16 protein-coding genes are annotated in these 17201 nt (G+C 73.1%); 9 read left to right on the forward strand and 7 right to left on the reverse strand.

Going from position 1 to position 17201, the window contains the following annotated elements:
- Nucleotides 1–212: 212 nt before the first annotated feature.
- A complete protein-coding gene (locus tag AQJ30_RS12340) occupies nt 213–617 on the reverse strand; it encodes a DUF3099 domain-containing protein (protein WP_067232492.1) in 405 nt (134 codons plus the stop codon).
- Between the two features lie 198 nt (nt 618–815).
- Between AQJ30_RS12340 and AQJ30_RS12345 the strand changes: the two genes are divergently transcribed.
- The gene (locus AQJ30_RS12345; protein ID WP_067232495.1) at nt 816–1097 is read left to right on the forward strand and encodes a GlsB/YeaQ/YmgE family stress response membrane protein; all 282 of its coding nucleotides are present in this window, start codon (nt 816–818) and stop codon (nt 1095–1097) included.
- Between the two features lie 75 nt (nt 1098–1172).
- Here AQJ30_RS12345 and tyrS read toward each other — a convergent pair whose 3' ends face one another.
- The 3 genes from tyrS to AQJ30_RS12360 all read right to left on the reverse strand — a co-directional run bounded on the left by tyrS (nt 1173) and on the right by AQJ30_RS12360 (nt 5421).
- Nucleotides 1173–2441 carry a tyrosine--tRNA ligase gene (tyrS, locus tag AQJ30_RS12350; RefSeq protein WP_067232498.1) on the reverse strand — a complete coding sequence of 423 codons (1269 nt, stop codon included), beginning with the start codon at nt 2439–2441 and terminating at the stop codon, nt 1173–1175.
- A gap of 65 nt (nt 2442–2506) precedes the next feature.
- Nucleotides 2507–3901, reverse strand: a complete 1395-nt coding sequence (locus AQJ30_RS12355) for a metallopeptidase TldD-related protein (protein ID WP_067232500.1) — start codon at nt 3899–3901, stop codon at nt 2507–2509.
- Nucleotides 3898–5421, reverse strand: a complete 1524-nt coding sequence (locus AQJ30_RS12360) for a TldD/PmbA family protein (RefSeq protein WP_067232502.1) — start codon at nt 5419–5421, stop codon at nt 3898–3900. The genes AQJ30_RS12355 and AQJ30_RS12360 overlap by 4 nt, the downstream gene beginning before the upstream one ends.
- Nucleotides 5422–5741: 320 nt before the next feature.
- On the opposite strand from AQJ30_RS12360, the gene fabG reads away from it, so the two are divergent.
- The 3 genes from fabG to AQJ30_RS12375 all read left to right on the forward strand — a co-directional run bounded on the left by fabG (nt 5742) and on the right by AQJ30_RS12375 (nt 7725).
- Complete coding sequence (gene fabG, locus AQJ30_RS12365; protein WP_067232505.1) at nt 5742–6446, forward strand: 3-oxoacyl-[acyl-carrier-protein] reductase; 705 nt, start codon at nt 5742–5744, stop codon at nt 6444–6446.
- Between the two features lie 5 nt (nt 6447–6451).
- Nucleotides 6452–7219, forward strand: a complete 768-nt coding sequence (gene fabI, locus AQJ30_RS12370) for an enoyl-ACP reductase FabI (RefSeq protein WP_067232507.1) — start codon at nt 6452–6454, stop codon at nt 7217–7219.
- Between the two features lie 170 nt (nt 7220–7389).
- Nucleotides 7390–7725, forward strand: coding sequence for a hypothetical protein (locus tag AQJ30_RS12375; RefSeq protein ID WP_067232509.1), 336 nt, complete (start codon nt 7390–7392; stop codon nt 7723–7725).
- A 24-nt stretch (nt 7726–7749) separates the two neighbouring features.
- Here AQJ30_RS12375 and AQJ30_RS12380 read toward each other — a convergent pair whose 3' ends face one another.
- Nucleotides 7750–8436, reverse strand: a complete 687-nt coding sequence (locus AQJ30_RS12380; RefSeq protein ID WP_067232512.1) for a FadR/GntR family transcriptional regulator — start codon at nt 8434–8436, stop codon at nt 7750–7752.
- Between the two features lie 90 nt (nt 8437–8526).
- Here AQJ30_RS12380 and AQJ30_RS12385 point away from each other — a divergent pair, with 90 nt between their 5' ends.
- The 4 genes from AQJ30_RS12385 (at nt 8527) to AQJ30_RS12395 (ending at nt 10983) form a co-directional block, all read left to right on the forward strand.
- A complete protein-coding gene (locus AQJ30_RS12385; RefSeq protein ID WP_067232516.1) occupies nt 8527–9885 on the forward strand; it encodes a CynX/NimT family MFS transporter in 1359 nt (452 codons plus the stop codon).
- A 4-nt stretch (nt 9886–9889) separates the two neighbouring features.
- Nucleotides 9890–10006 (forward strand): SGM_5486 family transporter-associated protein, encoded by a 117-nt coding sequence (locus tag AQJ30_RS39775; protein WP_107104192.1) that lies wholly within the window; start codon nt 9890–9892, stop codon nt 10004–10006.
- A gap of 180 nt (nt 10007–10186) precedes the next feature.
- A complete protein-coding gene (locus AQJ30_RS12390) occupies nt 10187–10393 on the forward strand; it encodes a hypothetical protein (protein WP_067232519.1) in 207 nt (68 codons plus the stop codon).
- A gap of 71 nt (nt 10394–10464) precedes the next feature.
- The gene (locus tag AQJ30_RS12395) at nt 10465–10983 is read left to right on the forward strand and encodes a SixA phosphatase family protein (RefSeq protein WP_067232522.1); all 519 of its coding nucleotides are present in this window, start codon (nt 10465–10467) and stop codon (nt 10981–10983) included.
- A gap of 94 nt (nt 10984–11077) precedes the next feature.
- Here the strand turns inward: AQJ30_RS12395 and serB are convergent, their stop codons facing one another.
- Both serB and AQJ30_RS12405 read right to left on the reverse strand, forming a co-directional pair.
- On the reverse strand, nt 11078–12292 hold the full coding sequence (serB, locus tag AQJ30_RS12400; protein WP_067232523.1) for a phosphoserine phosphatase SerB: 1215 nt from the start codon (nt 12290–12292) through the stop codon (nt 11078–11080).
- Between the two features lie 189 nt (nt 12293–12481).
- Nucleotides 12482–14296 carry a streptophobe family protein gene (locus AQJ30_RS12405; protein WP_067232526.1) on the reverse strand — a complete coding sequence of 605 codons (1815 nt, stop codon included), beginning with the start codon at nt 14294–14296 and terminating at the stop codon, nt 12482–12484.
- 257 nt (nt 14297–14553) lie between these two features.
- Between AQJ30_RS12405 and AQJ30_RS12410 the strand changes: the two genes are divergently transcribed.
- Nucleotides 14554–17118 carry an FHA domain-containing protein gene (locus tag AQJ30_RS12410; RefSeq protein ID WP_211278969.1) on the forward strand — a complete coding sequence of 855 codons (2565 nt, stop codon included), beginning with the start codon at nt 14554–14556 and terminating at the stop codon, nt 17116–17118.
- Nucleotides 17119–17201: the final 83 nt, after the last annotated feature.

Below are 17201 nucleotides of genomic sequence, written 5' to 3' on the forward strand. Positions count from 1 at the left end.
CCACTCGCGCTCCCCGCGCACTTGATCACTTCCGAACGTCCCCGCACACAAAGGCGACGCCGAGCAGCCACGGGGGGAGCTGCCCGGCGTCGGTCCGTCGCTCCGACGGGGGATGCGGAGCGCGTACGCAGTATGTCACGGAGGACCGTCCCCGGGGCACCTCAACCACATGATTGGATCTGAGGTTTTCTTGAGCTTCGCACGCGTATGACTCAGGGCCGCTCGCCCGGCCCACGGGTCCCGTCCTCCGGGACGGATTCCGCCTTCGGCCGCGCGCCGTGCGGCACGGTGGTCTCCGCCGGGCCCGGCAGCGCGTGCGGCGTGCCGAGCGGCAGGGGCGTGGGCACGAACGTCGTGGGCATGCCCGGCGCGTTCTCCCGCCCGGCGTTCGCGATCACCACCGCGATGTACGGCAGGACCGCGCCGAGCACCAGCGCCACCAGCGCCACGTGCCGTTCGACGTTCCACAGCGACGCCGCGAGGATCACCGCCAGCGTACGGACCGTCATCGAGATGACGTACCGCCGCTGCCGTCCGCGCACGTCCTCCTGCAACCCCTGCCGCGCCCCGGTGATCCGGAACACCTGGACGCCGGTCCCGCCACCCTGCTTCCGCATCACATTCCACCATCCGCCCGCGTCGCGACCTGCCCCTCCACGGTACGCCGGGGGTGCGCCGCCTTCGAGACCGGGTGGCCCCCCGGCCGGGCGAGCCGGCTGCGCCGTCCCGCGTACGGCGGTACCCGGCATGCGGCGTAGGGCCCCCGGAAACAGACTGGGGGCACTGCTCACCCCTGAGCCGACGAGGAGGCAGCCATGGGCTGGTTGTGGGCGATCATCGTGGGATTCGTACTGGGCCTCATCGCCAAGGCGATCATTCCCGGCAAGCAGCACAGCCCGCTGTGGCTGACGACGATCTTCGGCATGCTCGGCGCGATCGTGGGCAACGCCATCGCCCGTGGCTTCGGCGTCGAGGAGACGCCCGGGATCGACTGGAGCCGCCACATCTTCCAGCTGATCGCGGCGATCGTCATCGTCGGCCTGGGCGACATGGCCTACATGGCCACGCTCGGCAAGCGCAAGCAGCAGCGGGCCTGAACGGCAGGAGCCCGTCAACGGCGCGGGGCGGGTGCGGGGCCATGAGCCCGCACCCGCCCCGCGCCGTGTCGACGACTACGCCCCGGTGACCTCGACGGCCGCCAGGTTCTTCTTGCCGCGCCGCAGCACCAGCCACCGGCCGTGCAGCAGGTCCTCGGCCGAGGGCACCGCGTCCTCAGCGGTCACCTTGACGTTGTTCACGTAGGCCCCGCCCTCCTTCACGGTCCGCCGCGCCGCGGACTTGCTGGCGACCAGGCCCACCTCGGCGAGCAGGTCCACCACCGGGGCCGGCTCGGCGACCCGCACGTGCGGCACCTCCGACAGCGCCGCGGCCAGCGTCCGCTCGTCCAGCTCCGCCAGCTCGCCCTGTCCGAACAGCGCCCTGGACGCGGCGATCACCGCGGCCGTCTGGTCGGCGCCGTGCACCAGCGTCGTCAGCTCCTCCGCCAGCGCGCGCTGCGCGGCCCGGGCCTGCGGACGCTCCTCGGTCTGCCGCTCCAGCTCCTCCAGCTCCTCGCGGGACCGGAAGGACAGGATGCGCGAGTACCGCGAGATGTCCCGGTCGTCCACGTTCAGCCAGAACTGGTAGAACGCGTACGGCGTCGTCATCTCCGGGTCCAGCCAGACCGCGCCGCCCTCGGTCTTGCCGAACTTGGTGCCGTCGGCCTTCGTCATCAGCGGCGTGGCCAGCGCGTGCACGCTCGCCTCCGGCTCCAGCCGGTGGATCAGGTCCAGACCCGCCGTGAGGTTGCCCCACTGGTCGCTGCCGCCCTGCTGGAGCGTGCAGCCGTAGCGCCGGTAGAGCTGGAGGAAGTCCATGCCCTGGAGGATCTGGTAGCTGAACTCCGTGTAGCTGATGCCCTGGTCGGACTCCAGGCGGCGGGCCACGGAGTCCTTCGTCAGCATCTTGTTGACGCGGAAGTGCTTGCCGATGTCCCGCAGGAACTCGATCGCGGACAGCCCGGCGGTCCAGTCGAGGTTGTTCACCATCACGGCGGCGTTCTCGCCTTCGAAGGACAGGAACGGCTCGATCTGGGAGCGCAGCCGGCCGACCCAGCCGGCCACCGTCTCCGGGTCGTTCAGCGTGCGCTCCGCCGTCGGGCGGGGGTCGCCGATCAGGCCCGTCGCGCCGCCCACCAGCGCCAGCGGCCGGTGCCCGGCCTGCTGGAGCCGGCGCACGGTGAGCACCTGGACCAGGTGCCCGACGTGCAGGGAGGGCGCGGTCGGGTCGAAGCCGCAATAGAACGTGACGGGACCGTCCGCGAGCGCCTTGCGCAAGGCGTCCTCGTCGGTGGACAGGGCGAACAGGCCCCGCCACTTCAGCTCGTCGACGATGTCCGTCACGGTTCTCGTGTCTCCTTGGATGGTCCCGGGCGGCGAGCGCCGCCCGTCGGTGAACGCCTACGAGGTTATACGCCCCGGCTGACAGAGCTCATATTGAAATCGGGCACCCGCAGCGCGGGCATCGCGGCCCGGGTGAACCAGTCGCTCCACTCGCGCGGCAGCGTCTTCTCGGTGCGCCCGGCCTCGGTCGCCCGCCCCAGCAGGTCCACCGGCGACTCGTTGAACCGGAAGTTGTTCACCTCGCCGGTGACCTCGCCGTCCTCCACGAGGTACACCCCGTCCCGGGTCAGCCCGGTCAGCAGCAGCGTGGCCGGGTCGACCTCGCGGATGTACCACAGGCAGGTCAGCAGCAGGCCCCGCTCGGTGCCCGCGACCATCTCCTCGAGGGACCGGTCCTCGCCGCCGTCCAGGATCAGGTTGCCGAGCGAGGGCGCCAGCGGCAGCCCCGTCAGCGCGGCGGCGAACCGGCTGGTGACCAGGTTCTTCAGCGCCCCGTCCGCGATCCACTCGGTGGCCGGCACGGGCAGGCCGTTGTCGAACACCGACTGGTCGCCGCCGGAGGAGTGCGCGACGACGAACGGCGCCGACTCCAGCCCCGGCGCGTGCGGGTCGCTGCGCAGCGTCAGCGGCAGCCCGGTCAGCCGCTCGCCGAGCCGGGTGCCGCCGCCGGGCCGGGAGAACACCGTGCGCCCCTCGACCGCGTCCCGGCCCGACGCCGACCACATCTGGTAGATCAGCAGGTCCGCCACGGCCGTCGGCGGCAGCAGCGTCTCGTACCGCCCGGCCGGCAGGTCCACGCGCCGCTCGGCCCAGCCGAGGCGGACGGCGAGCTCGGCGTCCAGCGCGCCCGGGTCGACGTCCTTGAAGTCGCGCGTGGAGCGCCCCGCCCACGCCGAGCGCGTGCGGTCCGGCGACTTGGCGTTGAGCTCCAGCGTGCCCGTGGGCTGGTCGTGCCGCAGCCGCAGCCCGGTCGAGGTGCCCAGGTACGTGGAGACCATCTCGTGGTTGGCGAAGCCGTACAGCTCGCGTCCGCCGGCCCGCGCGCGGGCGAACGCCTCGCCCAGCGCGGGCGCGAAGTCGGCGAACACCGCGGAGGACGTCTCGGCGGGCGGCTCGGTGAACTCCGGCGCCTGCGGCACCCCGGTGATCAGCGGCTGCGCGTCCTCGGCGGGGCCGGCGCCGCGCGCGGCGGCCTCGGCGGCCCGCACCAGCGACTCCAGCTCGTCCACGGTCACGGCGGACCGCGACACCACGCCCGAGGCGGTGCCCTCGCGGCCGTCGACGGTCGCCACGACGGTGAGCGTCCGGCCGCGCGTCACGCCGTTCGTGGTGAGCGCGTTGCCCGCCCAGCGCAGGTTGGCCGTCGACTCCTCGTCGGCGATGACGACACAGCCGTCGGCCCGCGACAGCTCCAGGGCCCGCTCGACGATCTCGTGCGGCTTGGGGGTGGGGGCGCTCATCGACCGGCCTCCTGCGTGGTGTTCAGAATGTTGACGCCCTTGAACAGGGCGGACGGGCAGCCGTGCGACACCGCGGCCACCTGCCCCGGCTGGGCCTTGCCGCAGTTGAAGGCGCCGCCGAGCACGTAGGTCTGCGGGCCGCCGACGGCCGCCATCGAGCCCCAGAAGTCGGTGGTCGTCGCCTGGTAGGCCACGTCCCGCAGCTGCCCGGTCAGCCGCCCGTTCTCGATCCGGAAGAAGCGCTGCCCGGTGAACTGGAAGTTGTAGCGCTGCATGTCGATCGACCAGGAGCGGTCGCCCACCACGTAGATGCCGCGGTCGACACCGCCGATCAGGTCCTCCGTCGACATCCCGGCCGGGTCCGGCCGCAGCGACACGTTCGCCATGCGCTGCACCGGCACGTGGCCGGGGGAGTCGGCGTAGGCGCACCCGTTGGACCGCTCGAACCCGGTCAGCCGGGCGATCCGCCGGTCGAGCTGGTAGCCGACCAAGGTGCCCTCCTTCACCAGGTCCCAGGACTGCGCCTCGACGCCCTCGTCGTCGAAGCCGACGGTGGCCAGGCCGTGCTCGGCGGTGCGGTCACCGGTCACGTTCATCAGCTCGGAGCCGTAGCGCAGCGTGCCGAGCCGGTCGAAGGTGGCGAACGAGGTGCCCGCGTAGGCCGCCTCGTAGCCGAGCGCCCGGTCCAGCTCGGTGGCGTGCCCGATCGACTCGTGGATGGTCAGCCACAGGTTGGACGGGTCGACGACCAGGTCGTACAGGCCCGGCTCGACGCTCGGCGCGCGCATCTTCTCGGCCAGCAGCTCGGGGATCTGCTCCAGCTCGGTGTCCCAGTCCCAGCCGGTGCCGGTGAGGTACTCCCAGCCGCGCCCCGCGGGCGGCGCCAGGGTGCGCATGGAGTCGAACTCGCCGCTGGACTCGTCCACCGACACGGCGGTCAGCTGCGGGTGCAGCCGTACCCGCTGCTGCGTGGTCACCGTGCCCGCCGTGTCGGCGTAGAACTTGTTCTCGTGGACGGTGAGCAGCGAGGCGTCCACGTGGTCCACCCCGCGGGCCGCCAGCAGCCGGTCGCTCCAGTCGGCCAGCAGCGCGGTCTTCTCCGCGTCGGGCACGGCGAACGGATCGGTCTCGTACGACGACACCCAGGTCCGGTCGGCGTGCACCGGCTCGTCGGCCAGCTCGACCAGCTCGTCCGAGCCCGCCGCCCTGATCACCTGCGCGGACAGCTTCGCCATCGCCACGGCCTGGCCCGCGACCCGGGCGGCCGCGTCCATGGTCAGGTCCACGCCCGAGGCGAACCCCCACGTCCCGCCGTGCACGACCCGCACCGCGTACCCGAGGTCGGTCGTGTCCGACGTCCCCGCGGGCCGGGCGTCCCGCAGCCGCCAGGACGCGCTGCGCACCCGCTCGAACCGGAAGTCCGCGTGCTGGGCCCCCAGCGCACGCGCGCGGGCGAGCGCGGCGTCGGCCAGGGCGCGTAGGGGGAGCGCCGTGAAGGCTTCGTCGATGGTATGAGGCACCTGCGTCTCTTTCTGCCGACGGGACGACCGTGAACGACCGATGACGACCGGGGACGACCGAGGACCGGTGGGGGCGACGGACGGTGATCGTCACACCGCGGCCGTGAGCCTCCGATCATGTCGCGCCGACCGCCCCGCGGACCACACGTTTCCGGCGCCGTTCCGCAAACTTTCTGTAGGGACCCCACAGCGCGGCCCCTGCGCCACTGTCGGTGCCCCAATGTCCGCGGGCGCGGGCGGACCGATAGGTTTCAGGTGAAGCCGCCTGTCATCCACGTCATCGGGCGGGTGTGTCAGACCCCTATCGAAAGGGTGATCCGTTGAGCCGCTCGGTTCTCGTCACCGGAGGCAACCGGGGCATCGGCCTCGCCATCGCCCGCGCGTTCGCCGACGCCGGCGACAAGGTCGCGATCACGTACCGCTCGGGCGAGCCCCCGGAGGGCTTCCTGGCGGTCAAGTGCGACATCACCGACCCCGAGCAGGTGGAGCAGGCCTACAAGGAGATCGAGGAGCAGCACGGCCCCGTCGAGATCCTGGTCGCCAACGCCGGCATCACCAAGGACCAGCTCCTGATGCGGATGTCCGAGGAGGACTTCACCTCGGTCATCGACACCAACCTCACCGGCACCTTCCGCGTGGTCAAGCGCGCCAACCGCGGCATGCTGCGCGCCAAGAAGGGGCGCGTCGTCCTCGTCTCGTCCGTGGTGGGCCTGCTCGGCTCGCCCGGCCAGGCCAACTACGCCGCCTCCAAGGCCGCCCTGGTCGGCTTCGCGCGCTCCCTGGCCCGAGAGCTGGGCTCGCGCAACATCACCTTCAACGTCGTCGCACCCGGCTTCGTCGACACCGACATGACCAAGGCGCTCAGCGACGAGCAGCGCGCCGGCATCCTCGCGGGGGTGCCCCTCGGACGGTACGCGAAGCCGGAGGAGATCGCCGCGACGGTGCGGTTCCTCGCCTCGGACGACGCCTCGTACATCACTGGAGCCGTCATCCCCGTTGACGGCGGACTGGGAATGGGTCACTGATCACCATGAGCGGAATTCTCGAGGGCAAGCGCGTCCTGATCACCGGTGTGCTGATGGAGTCCTCCATCGCCTTCCACACCGCGAAGCTGGCCCAGGAGCAGGGTGCCGAGATCATCCTGACCGCGTTCCCGCGGCCCACGCTGACCGAGCGCATCGCCCGCAAGCTGCCCAAGCCCACCAAGGTCATCGAGCTCGACGTGACCAACGCCGAGCACCTCGCCCGGCTGGCCGACGTGGTCGGCGAGGAGCTCGGCGGCCTCGACGGCGTCGTGCACTCCGTCGGGTTCGCCCCGCAGGACGCCCTCGGCGGCAACTTCCTCAACACCCCGTTCGAGTCGGTGGCCACCGCCATGCACGTCTCGGCGTTCTCCCTGAAGTCGCTGACCATGGCCTGCCTGCCGCTGATGCAGAACGGCGGCTCGGTCGTCGGCCTCACCTTCGACGCCCAGTACGCCTGGCCGCAGTACGACTGGATGGGCCCGGCCAAGGCCGCCCTGGAGGCCACCAGCCGCTACGTGGCCCGCGACCTGGGCAAGCAGAACATCCGCTGCAACCTCATCTCGGCGGGTCCGATCGGCTCCATGGCCGCCAAGTCCATCCCGGGCTTCTCGGACCTCGCCGCCGTGTGGGACAGCCGCTCCCCGCTGGAGTGGGACCTGAAGGACCCGGAGCCGGCCGGCCGCGGCGTCGTCGCCCTGCTGAGCGACTGGTTCCCGAAGACCACCGGCGAGATCATCCACGTCGACGGCGGCCTGCACGCCATCGGTGCCTGACCGGTCCGCACACCGGCCCCGACGCCCCGTCCCCCGCAGCGCGCGGGGGGCGGGGCGTCGCCCGTTCGGCCCAGTCGGCCGGGCGGTCCGTACGGGTGACACGGCACGCTGGGAGGACGCACCGCCCGCCCCGCACCGCCCCGCCGCCGCACGGTCCGAGGAGGCCCCTTGTGCGCCTGTCCCGAAGCCTGGCCCCAGTGACCGTCGCCGCCGCCCTCGTCCTGTGCGCGCCGTACGACGCGGTCTCGCACGCACGCGTGGACGCCTCCGCCGCGCCGTTCGGGGCGGAGTGCCGCACGCGTGTGCAGGGCTCCCACGTGGTCGCCGACTGCCACAACCCCTATGCCGACACGGACCGCGTCCGGCTGCACGTCGAATGCGCCCGCTGGTGGGACCTGGACACCGACGGCGCCCCCGTCGAGGCGGGACCCGCCGAGACCGTACGGCTGACCGGCCGCTGCTGGATGGAGGTCGGCAGGGCCTGGGTCAGCCACGAGAAGGCGTGAGCGGCGGCGCGTGCGCCGCCCCGATCAGCCGGTGGCGGTGAAGCGTCCCGGGCGGCACAGGAAGGGGTAGCTCGCGGCCTCCGCCGCCGCGGCCTCCGCGTCACCCGCGCGGACGGCGTCGACCAGCCGCGTGTGGTCCATGCGGGTCTCCGGGGTCAGCTCACGGCCGACGTCCTCGCGCAGCCAGTCCCGCAGCACCTCGCCCAGGTCGGCGTACATCGCCGTCATGACGTCGTTGTGGGAGGCCGCCACGACCGCCAGGTGGAACGTCGCGTCCGCCGCCACGAACGCCTCCGCGTCGCCGGACTCCCACGCCTCCTCGCGGCGCAGCAGCAGCGCGTCGAGCTGCTTGAGGTCCTTCTCGGTGCGCCGCTCGGCGGCCATCCGGGCCGCGCTCGACTCCAGGGTGGCCCGCAGCTCCGCGATGTGGCGGGGGTCGGCGTCGGCGAACCGGCGGTGCATCACGCCCGCCAGCTCGCTGGTCGCGACCACGTAGGTGCCCGAACCCTGCCGGATGTCCAGCAGGCCGTTGTGGGCGAGGGCCCGGACGGCCTCGCGCACCGTGTTGCGGGCGACCCCGAGCTGCTCGACCAGCTCCGGCTCGGTCGGGATGCGCGAGCCGACCGGCCACTCGCCCGAGGTGATCTGGTGTCGCAGCGCGGAGATGACCTGCTCGGACAGCGCCGAGCGACGGGGATGGCTCAGAGGCATGGCACACCTTCGCACGAACGGGCCGGGGCGGGGCCACCCGGGCCGACCGGGAGTGGACAACCAATCATCCCATGATTCTATGATGGCGCCATGGCACCCGAGGAGACCCGGACGACGACATCCGCCCCCCACCCCGCCCCGGCACCCGCCGGAGCCCCGGCCGCCGACGCGCACCGCCCCTCGGCCCCGCGCGTGTGGCGGACCCGGCTGGTGGTCGTGGGCATCGTCCTGGCCGCCCTGAACCTGCGTCCGGCCATCACCAGCCTCGGCGCCCTCCTGGAGGAGGTGCGCGACGGACTCGGCATGAGCGGCGGCGTGGCCGGGCTGCTCACCTCCGTGCCGCCCCTGTGCTTCGCCGTCTTCGGCGTCACCGCGCCGCGCCTCGCCCGCCGCTTCGGCCCGGGCGCCGTGGTGTGCGCCGGCATGGTCGCCATCACGGCCGGCCTGCTCGTGCGCCCCTACGCGGGCGGTACGGCGGGCTTCCTGGCCGCCAGCGCCCTGGCCCTCATGGGCATCGCGGTGAGCAACGTGCTGATGCCGGTCATCGTCAAGCGGCACTTCCCCGACCGGGTCGGCTCCATGACCGGGCTGTACTCGATGGCCCTGGCCCTCGGCACCTCCCTCGCCGCCGCGGCGACCGTGCCGATGACCGAGTCGCTGGGCGGCAGCTGGCAGACCGGGCTCGCCGTGTGGGCGGGACTGGCCGGCGTCGCCGTCCTGCCCTGGCTGCTGCTCGTCCGCGACCGGGGTGACGAGTCCGGCGCACCGGAGCGGCGGGCCGTGACCGAGGCGCGCACCGCGCGGGTGGAGCCGTCGGCGCCGCTGCGCATCACCCGCAGCCGCACCGCCTGGGCGCTCGCGGTGTTCTTCGGGCTCCAGGCCACCGCCGCCTACATCACGATGGGCTGGATGGCGCAGATCTTCCGGGACGCGGGCGTCGCCGCCGGCACCGCCGGGCTGCTGCTCGCGGTGACCATGGTGATGGGCGTCCCGCTGGCCTTCCTCATCCCGCGCGTGGCCGCCCGGCTGCCCCGGCAGGGCCCGATCGTCGTCGTGCTCGGCGTCTGCGGCCTCGTCGGCTACGCCGGCCTGTACCTCGCCCCGGCGGCGGGCGCCTGGGCGTGGGCCCTGCTGCTCGGCGTCTCCAACTGCGCCTTCCCGCTGGCCCTCACCATGGTCGGGATGCGGGCCCGCACGGGCGCGGGCGTGGTCCAGCTGTCCGCCTTCGCGCAGAGCACCGGCTACCTGATCTCCATCCCCGGCCCGCTCCTGGTGGGTGTGCTCTACGAGGCCACCGACGGCTGGGGCGTGCCGCTCGCGCTGATGGCGGCCCTGATGGTGCCGCAGATGGTCGTCGGCGTCCTCGCGGGCCGCGACCGCACGATCGAGGACGAGGCGGCGGCGCGCGGGCCCCGGGGGACGGACCGGGCGCACGGGGTGGGAGACTGACCGCATGCCCGTGCTCGATCCGAATCCCCAGAACGGCCAGAAGAAGATGCTGATCGTCTTCGGCTCGTTCCTCGCCATCTTCGTGGTCATCGCCGTCATCGCGACGATCGCCTCGCCCTGAGCCGTCGCTCCCGCCCGTCGGGGTGGTGCTAGCCCCCCTGTCCCCTAGGGGGCCAGGGTCAGGGTCAAGTGGGTGGATCACCGGATGGGACGCGGCCCGCGGATTCCGTAGCGTCGAGATGTGGCCGCGGACGGCGGTCCGCACCCACTCGGAGACGATCGGCGACCCGCGGAGGCACCCATGTCGGCCCCTACGCACACCCGGCCCCACCCGGCGACCACGGGCGGCGTCGGCACCCGGCTGCCCTGGTGGGCCCTGGCCCTGCCCACGCTCGCCTTCATCACCCTGCTCGCGCTGATACTCAACCCGGCCGACGCCCAGGCGGCCACCGGCGACCCGGTCCTCGCCCACGTCCTGGAGCGGCTCCGGGACCTGCTCGCCCGGTAGCCGGCGGCGCGGGTGAAGCCGCCCGCCAACTCCCTGAGCCCGGTGGCGTGTTTCGTGCGAAGCTGGGAGTCATGAGCGCCGCAGAAGCCCGCACGATCGTCCTCTTCCGGCATGCGAAAGCCGACTGGCCCCAGGTGACCGACCACGAGCGACCGCTCGCGGAACGCGGCCGCAAGGACGCGGCCGAGGCCGGACGCAGACTGCTCGACACGGGCGTCGCCGTCGACCTGGCGCTGTGCTCCACCGCGACCCGGACCCGGGAGACCTGGAAACTGGCCGTCCACGAGTTCCCGCACCGGCCGAAGACCATCTACGAGGAGCGGATCTACGAGGCCTCGCCGGGTGAGCTGATCGCCTTGCTCAACGAGACCCCGGACGACGTCGGCAACCTCCTGCTGGTGGGCCACAACCCGGGGGTGCACGGCCTCGCCGAGATCCTCGCGGGCTCCGCCGAGCCCGACGCCGGCGAACGGATGGACCGCCGGGGCTTCCCGGCCGCCGCCTTCGCCGTCCTGTCCTTCGAGGGCCCCTGGAAGTCCCTGGAACCCCGGGTGGCGACCCTGCGCGACTACTGGGCCCCGAGCGACTGACCCGCCGAGCGGATCCGGCCGGCCGACGGGGTGTCCGCGTCGGCCGGGCCGCGGGCGGCGACCCGTCGGGCGGGGGACCGTCAGCCGCGTCCCGTCACTGCTCGTCGTGGGTGTCCGCCGCCTCGACCTCTTCGCGGGTGATGCCCAGCAGGTACAGCACGGTGTCCAGGAACGGCACGTTCACCGCGGCGTGCGCGGCCTCCCGCACCACGGGCTTGGCGTTGAAGGCGACCCCGAGGCCGGCCGCGTTCAGCATGTCCAGGTCGTTGGCGCCGTCGCCGATGGCCACGGTCTGCGACAGCGGCACGCCCGCCTCCGCGGCGAACCGGCGCAGCAGCCGCGCCTTGCCCGCGCGGTCCACGATCTCGCCGGTCACCCTGCCGGTGAGCCGCCCGTCGACGATCTCCAGGGTGTTGGCCTGGGCGAAGTCGAGGCCCAGCCGCTCCTTGAGGTCGTCGGTGACCTGGGTGAACCCGCCGGAGACGACGCCCACCTGGTAGCCGAGGCGCTTCAGGGTGCGGATCAGCGTGCGGGCGCCCGGGGTCAGCCGCACCTCGGCGCGGACCTTCTCCACCACCGACGCGTCCAGCCCTTCCAGCAGCGCCACGCGCGCGTGCAGCGACTGCTCGAAGTCCAGCTCACCGCGCATCGCCGCCGCCGTGACCTCGGCGACCTTGTCCTCGCAGCCGGCGTGCGCCGCGAAGAGCTCGATCACCTCGTCCTGGATCAGCGTCGAGTCGACGTCCATCACCACGAGCCGCTGGGCCCGCCGGTGCAGGCCGGCCGAGACGACCGCGACGTCCACGCCGACCGCGGCGGCGTCCGTGACCAGGGCGGTGCGCAGGGGCGGGGTCTCCACGCCGGACACGGCGAACTCGACGGCCGTGACCGGGTACTTGGCGAGCCGGAAGATACGGTCGATGTTGCCGCCGGCCTTCGCGATCCGCGCGGCGACGGCGGCGGTGGCCTCGGCGGTGAGCGGGTGGCCCAGCACGGTGACGAGGGACCGGCCCAGACCGCGCGGACGGTTGTCACCGGTGCCGGAGATGATCTCCGCCTGCATCTTCATCGACTCGGCCCAGCTGTGCACGGTCGACCGCAGCTCGCCCTCCAGGGCGTGCGGCGGTGCTGTGACCAGCGCGCACAGCACCATGCGGCCACGGGTGACGACCTGCTCGATGTCGACCACGTCCACGGAGTAGGCCGCGAGGGTGTCGAAGAGGCCGGCCGTGATGCCCGGCCGGTCCTTGCCGAAGATCTTGACGAGCAGAGTGGGAACGTCGGCGGGCGGAGTCTGCGAAGCGCTCATGGTGTGACCACCGTATCCGGCACTCGGTGCCTCCCGCCGCCCCGGTCCGTCTGGCGGACACGGAACAGTGGGTGACGACGAGGTGGCGACGGAACGGCCGGCCGCCGTGGTGACGGACCCCCGGGCCATGGCAGACGCGGCGGGAGGGCGGATGCGCCCACGGCCGACGGGGCACCGCCCCCGCCGCCCCTACCCCTTCGGCCCCTTCGGCGGGCCCACCGGCGGGGGAGGGGGCGGCGGTGGCGGACCGTCGCCCCAGGAGGTCCGCGGCTTCCGCCCCGGCGGCGGCCCGAGCGGCCCCGCTACCGTCGGCGCACCCGACGCGTCCCCCCAGGCCGGTGGCAGGGCGTCCTGCGGCTCCGGCTCACCGGCGCGCGGCTCCGGCTCACCGCCCAGCGGCTCCGGCTCACCGTCCCGCTGCTCCCGGAGTTCCTCCGGCAGCCGCAGGTAGGGGTTCGTCCCCGGGTTCGGCGGCCGGTACGGCGTACCCGGCGCGTACGGACCGGCGCCCGCACCGGGGGAGACGGCCGCCCCACCCCGTACCCCCGCCGTTGCCGTCCGCACGGGCACCGCCCGCGCCCCCGCCGCCCCGCACACCCACGCCAGCCAGCCCCCGACCGCTCCCGCACCCGCGCCCCACAACGCCCCGCAGACCAGCGCCGTCCCGAGACGCCCCCGCAGCTCGATCCCCGCACCGAACGCGTCGAAGCCCAGCACCGACAGCGACGCGTCCGCCGACACCTCCGTCAGCCAGGCCAGCAGCGGAAGCGTCACGGCCGTGGCGACCCCCAGCCGCAGCGCGCAGCGCCCCATGAACCCGCCGACCCGGACAGGACCGCCGTCACCGCCGGGCCCGGCCCCCGCGCCGACTCCCCGCGCACCCCCGCCGACACCCCCCACCGGCGTCCGTACGCCCACCAACACCCCCGCCAGCAGCATCATCAGCCCCGCCGCGACCCCCAACAGCCACACCCGGCCGTCCAGTTCGGCCAGCCGCGCCAGGGTCACCGACCGGTCCCCGCCCGAGCCCAGCAGGTCGTCCAAGGGGTCGGGCAGCACCTTCGTCAGGGCCCCGGACGCCCGCCCGTCGAACGGCACCAGCAGGCCGACGTCGACCCCGAGCCACACCCCGTTCGGCGCCCCCAGCAGCGCGGCGCCCGCGATCCGCTGCGGGTGCGCGTCGCCGACGGCCGCGTAGGCCGCCGCGGCGAGACCGGCCAGAACCGCCGTCAGCACCACGGTGACCAGGGCGGACACGGCCGGCCGCACCACCCGGTGCACGGCCTCCCAGCCACGCGGCAGCGGTGTGCGGCGCGAGGCCAGCAGGGCGATCAGCAGCACCCCGGCCGACCAGGCCAGCCCGCCGAGCAGCGTCGGCGCGGTGTCCACCGTGAAGCCGACGGCCGCCTTAGCGTCGACCAGGTCGCCGAGCCGGTCCGGCAGCAGCCCCCCGATGTCCCCGACCCCGGGGAGGGTCACCCCGGTCCGGCCGCTCCCGCCGGGCAGGTCGTCCAGCCCGAGCGAGCCGCCGTCGAGCGTGACGACGTCGTGCCCGGCCCACGCCAGTCCGCCGAGCATCGCCACGAACAGGGCGACCACCGCGCCCGCGCGGGCGAGGAGTTCGGCCGGCGCGACCACCGCCCCGGCCGCGCGCAGGGAGCGCAGGAAGAACCACGACAGCAGCAGCGCGCCGACCAGACCGACCCCGAGTGGCGTGATCTCGATGGCGGTGGCCGTCCGCGCGCCGGACAGCCCGAACGCGGACACGTCGCCCGACGGCGTCACCGAACCCCCGGCCCCGAGCGCCACCACGGCCGCCGTCATCGGGCCCAACGAGCCCTCGGCGTCGGCCTCCAGCAGGTGCAGCCCCAGGGCCGCCACGCCCGCCATCCCGATCAACGCCCAGCTCACCGCGGCGATCGCGGACAGCAGCACGTCCCCCCACGGCACCCCCCGGGGGCGGCGCGCGTTCCCGGCCGTCCCGGTCTCCGTCCCGGCACCCATGCAGACCCCCCGATCCGCGACGCGGGGCGACGCACTCCGGTGCGGTACGGCCGCCCGTGTCCCCCTCGCGTGCGTTTACCACTCTCCGGGCAGGTTTCAACCCCGTCAACGGGAACGGCCGATGAGGAGGCCGGCTCCGTTCACAAGGCCCGACTTTCGGTCAGAGGGCCACTCCTGAAATAGTTCCCCCCGATGTTCGACATCCCTAGACTCCCCGCGACGGGGGCAATTCGGGGGACAACTCAGTGGGGCATGGAGTGCCGGAACTCGTACTGGAAACAAACGGACGTACCTGGACGCTCGATCCGTCCAGGGCCTACACCCTCGGACGTGATCCGCAGGGCGACATCGTCTTCGACGACGCCAGGGTCTCCTGGCGTCACGCCACGGTCAGCTTCAACGGCCGTGGTTGGGTCATCGAGGACCACGGCAGCACCAACGGCACGTACGCGCAGGGACAGCGCGTCCAGCAGCTGGAGCTGGGCCCGGGCACGGCGTTGCACCTGGGCAACGCGACCGACGGCCCCCGCCTGAACCTCACCGCCGGCCGGGCCGCCGTACCGGCGCCGCAGGCGCAGCAGCCGTACGCGGCGCAGGGCGCGAACCCGGGCTGGGCGCAGCAGGCTCCGCCGCAGCAGGTCCCGCAGCAGGCACCGCCGCAGCAGGTTCCGCAGCAGGGCTGGCAGCAGCCGCACCAGGCGCCGCAGCCCGCCTCGCCCGTCCCCCATCAGCCGGGCCCGGGCGGGCAGTTCGCGCAGCAGGTCCCCGGTGGTGCCGCGGGGGCACCGCCGGCCCACGGCGACCGCAGCCCCACCACGTTCCACCAGTTCTCGCTGGGCCGCGTGATGCGCATCGGCCGTGCGCTGGAGAACGACCTGGTCGTCTCCGACCTGCAGGTCTCGCGCAACCACGCCGAGTTCCACGCGACGCCCGACGGCCGCATGGAGATCCGCGACCTGGGCTCGCACAACGGCACCTACGTCAACGGCCAGCCGATCCCCAAGGGCGGCACGCAGCTGCTCGGCCCGACGGACATCGTCGGCGTCGGCCACTCGACGTTCCGCATCGTCGGCGACCGGCTCGAGGAGTTCGTCGACACCGGTGAGGTCTCCTTCTCGGCCCGCCACCTGACCGTCACGGTCGACGGCGGCAAGCAGATCCTCAAGGACGTCTCGTTCGGCGTCCCGGAGAAGTCGCTGGTCGCGGTCATCGGCCCGTCCGGTTCCGGCAAGTCGACGCTGCTGAAGGCGCTCACCGGGTACCGGCCCGCCGACCAGGGCGAGGTCCTCTACGACAACCGCAACCTGTACAAGCAGTTCGCCGAGCTGCGCCAGCGCATCGGTCTGGTCCCGCAGGACGACATCCTGCACAAGGAGCTGACCGTCAAGAAGGCCCTGAAGTACGCGGCCAAGCTGCGCTTCCCGGCCGATACCACGGGCGCCGAGCGCAACGCCCGCATCGACGAGGTGCTGCGCGAGCTCAAGCTCGACATCCACAAGGACAAGAAGGTCACCTCGCTCTCCGGCGGCCAGCGCAAGCGCGTCTCGGTGGCCCTGGAGCTGCTGACCAAGCCGTCGCTGATCTTCCTCGACGAGCCCACGTCGGGCCTCGACCCGGGCATGGACCGCGACGTCATGCAGCTGCTGCGCGGCCTCGCCGACGACGGCCGCACGGTCCTGGTGGTGACCCACTCCGTGGCCGAGCTGGCGCTGTGCGACAAGCTGCTGGTGATGGCGCCGGGCGGCGCGGTCGCCTACTTCGGGCCGCCCGAGGAGGCGCTGAACTTCTTCGGCTACGACACCTGGGCCGACGTCTTCTCCGCCTTCGAGAACTACCGCGACTACGACTGGGCGGGCCGCTGGAAGGGCTCGCAGCACTACCAGATGTACGCCGCGGACATCGACGCGGTGGCGCCGCAGGCCGTACAGGTGCCGCCGATGCAGGCGATGAAGCCGCCGAAGCCGCAGGGCTGGCTGAGCCAGTTCCTCACGCTGGTGCGCCGCTACGTCTCGGTGATCGCGTCCGACAAGGGCTTCCTCGGCCTGATGGTGATCCTGCCGGCGGTGCTCGGCGCGGTGAGCCTCCTGATCGACTCCGACAAGGGCCTGCTGCCCAACCCGGCGAACCCGGACACCGGCCGGATCATCCCCAACGGCACGGCCACGACGGTCCTGCTGATCCTCGCCGTGGGCGCCTGCTTCGCGGGGGCCGCCAACTCGGTCCGCGAGCTGATCAAGGAGCGGGTCATCTACGAGCGGGAGCGGGCGACCGGCCTGTCGCGCTCGGCGTACCTGATGTCGAAGGTGTTCGTGCTCGGCATGATCACCGTGCTGCAGGGCCTGCTGGTCGGCGTCATCGGCTTCTCCAGCCGCGAGATCCCCGAGAAGGGCCTCGTGTTCGGCGGCGCCACCATGCTCGAACTCTCCGTTCCGATCATGGCGCTGGGCTTCACCTCGATGATGTTCGGCCTGATCATCTCCTCGCTGGTGAAGACCGCCGAGAAGACGATGCCGCTGCTGGTGATGTTCGCGATCATCCAGGTCGTCTTCACCGGCTGCCTGTTCACCCTGCACGGCTCGATCGGCGTCAATGAGTTCTCGTACCTGATGCCCTCGCGCTGGGCGGTCGCCGCGGCGGGCGCCACGCTGGACTTCAACAGGATCAGCCCGCCGGAGACGGCCGGGGACACCGACCCGCTGTGGGACCACACGGTCGGCGCCTGGGGCCTGGACATGGCCGCCCTGCTCGCCCTCGGCGTGGTCTGCGGTTTCTTCGTGGCCCGCTTCCTGCGCCGCCACGAGCCCGAGGTCATGCGCAAGTAGCAGGCGTACGGGAGTGAGGTCCCGGACGCCCCGAAGGGCGGCCCCCGGTCAGGTGGGGGCCGCCCTTCGGCGTTTCGGGGGCG

The sequence above is a fragment of the Streptomyces longwoodensis genome, assembly GCF_001514125.1.
GTDB lineage: Bacteria > Actinomycetota > Actinomycetes > Streptomycetales > Streptomycetaceae > Streptomyces > Streptomyces longwoodensis.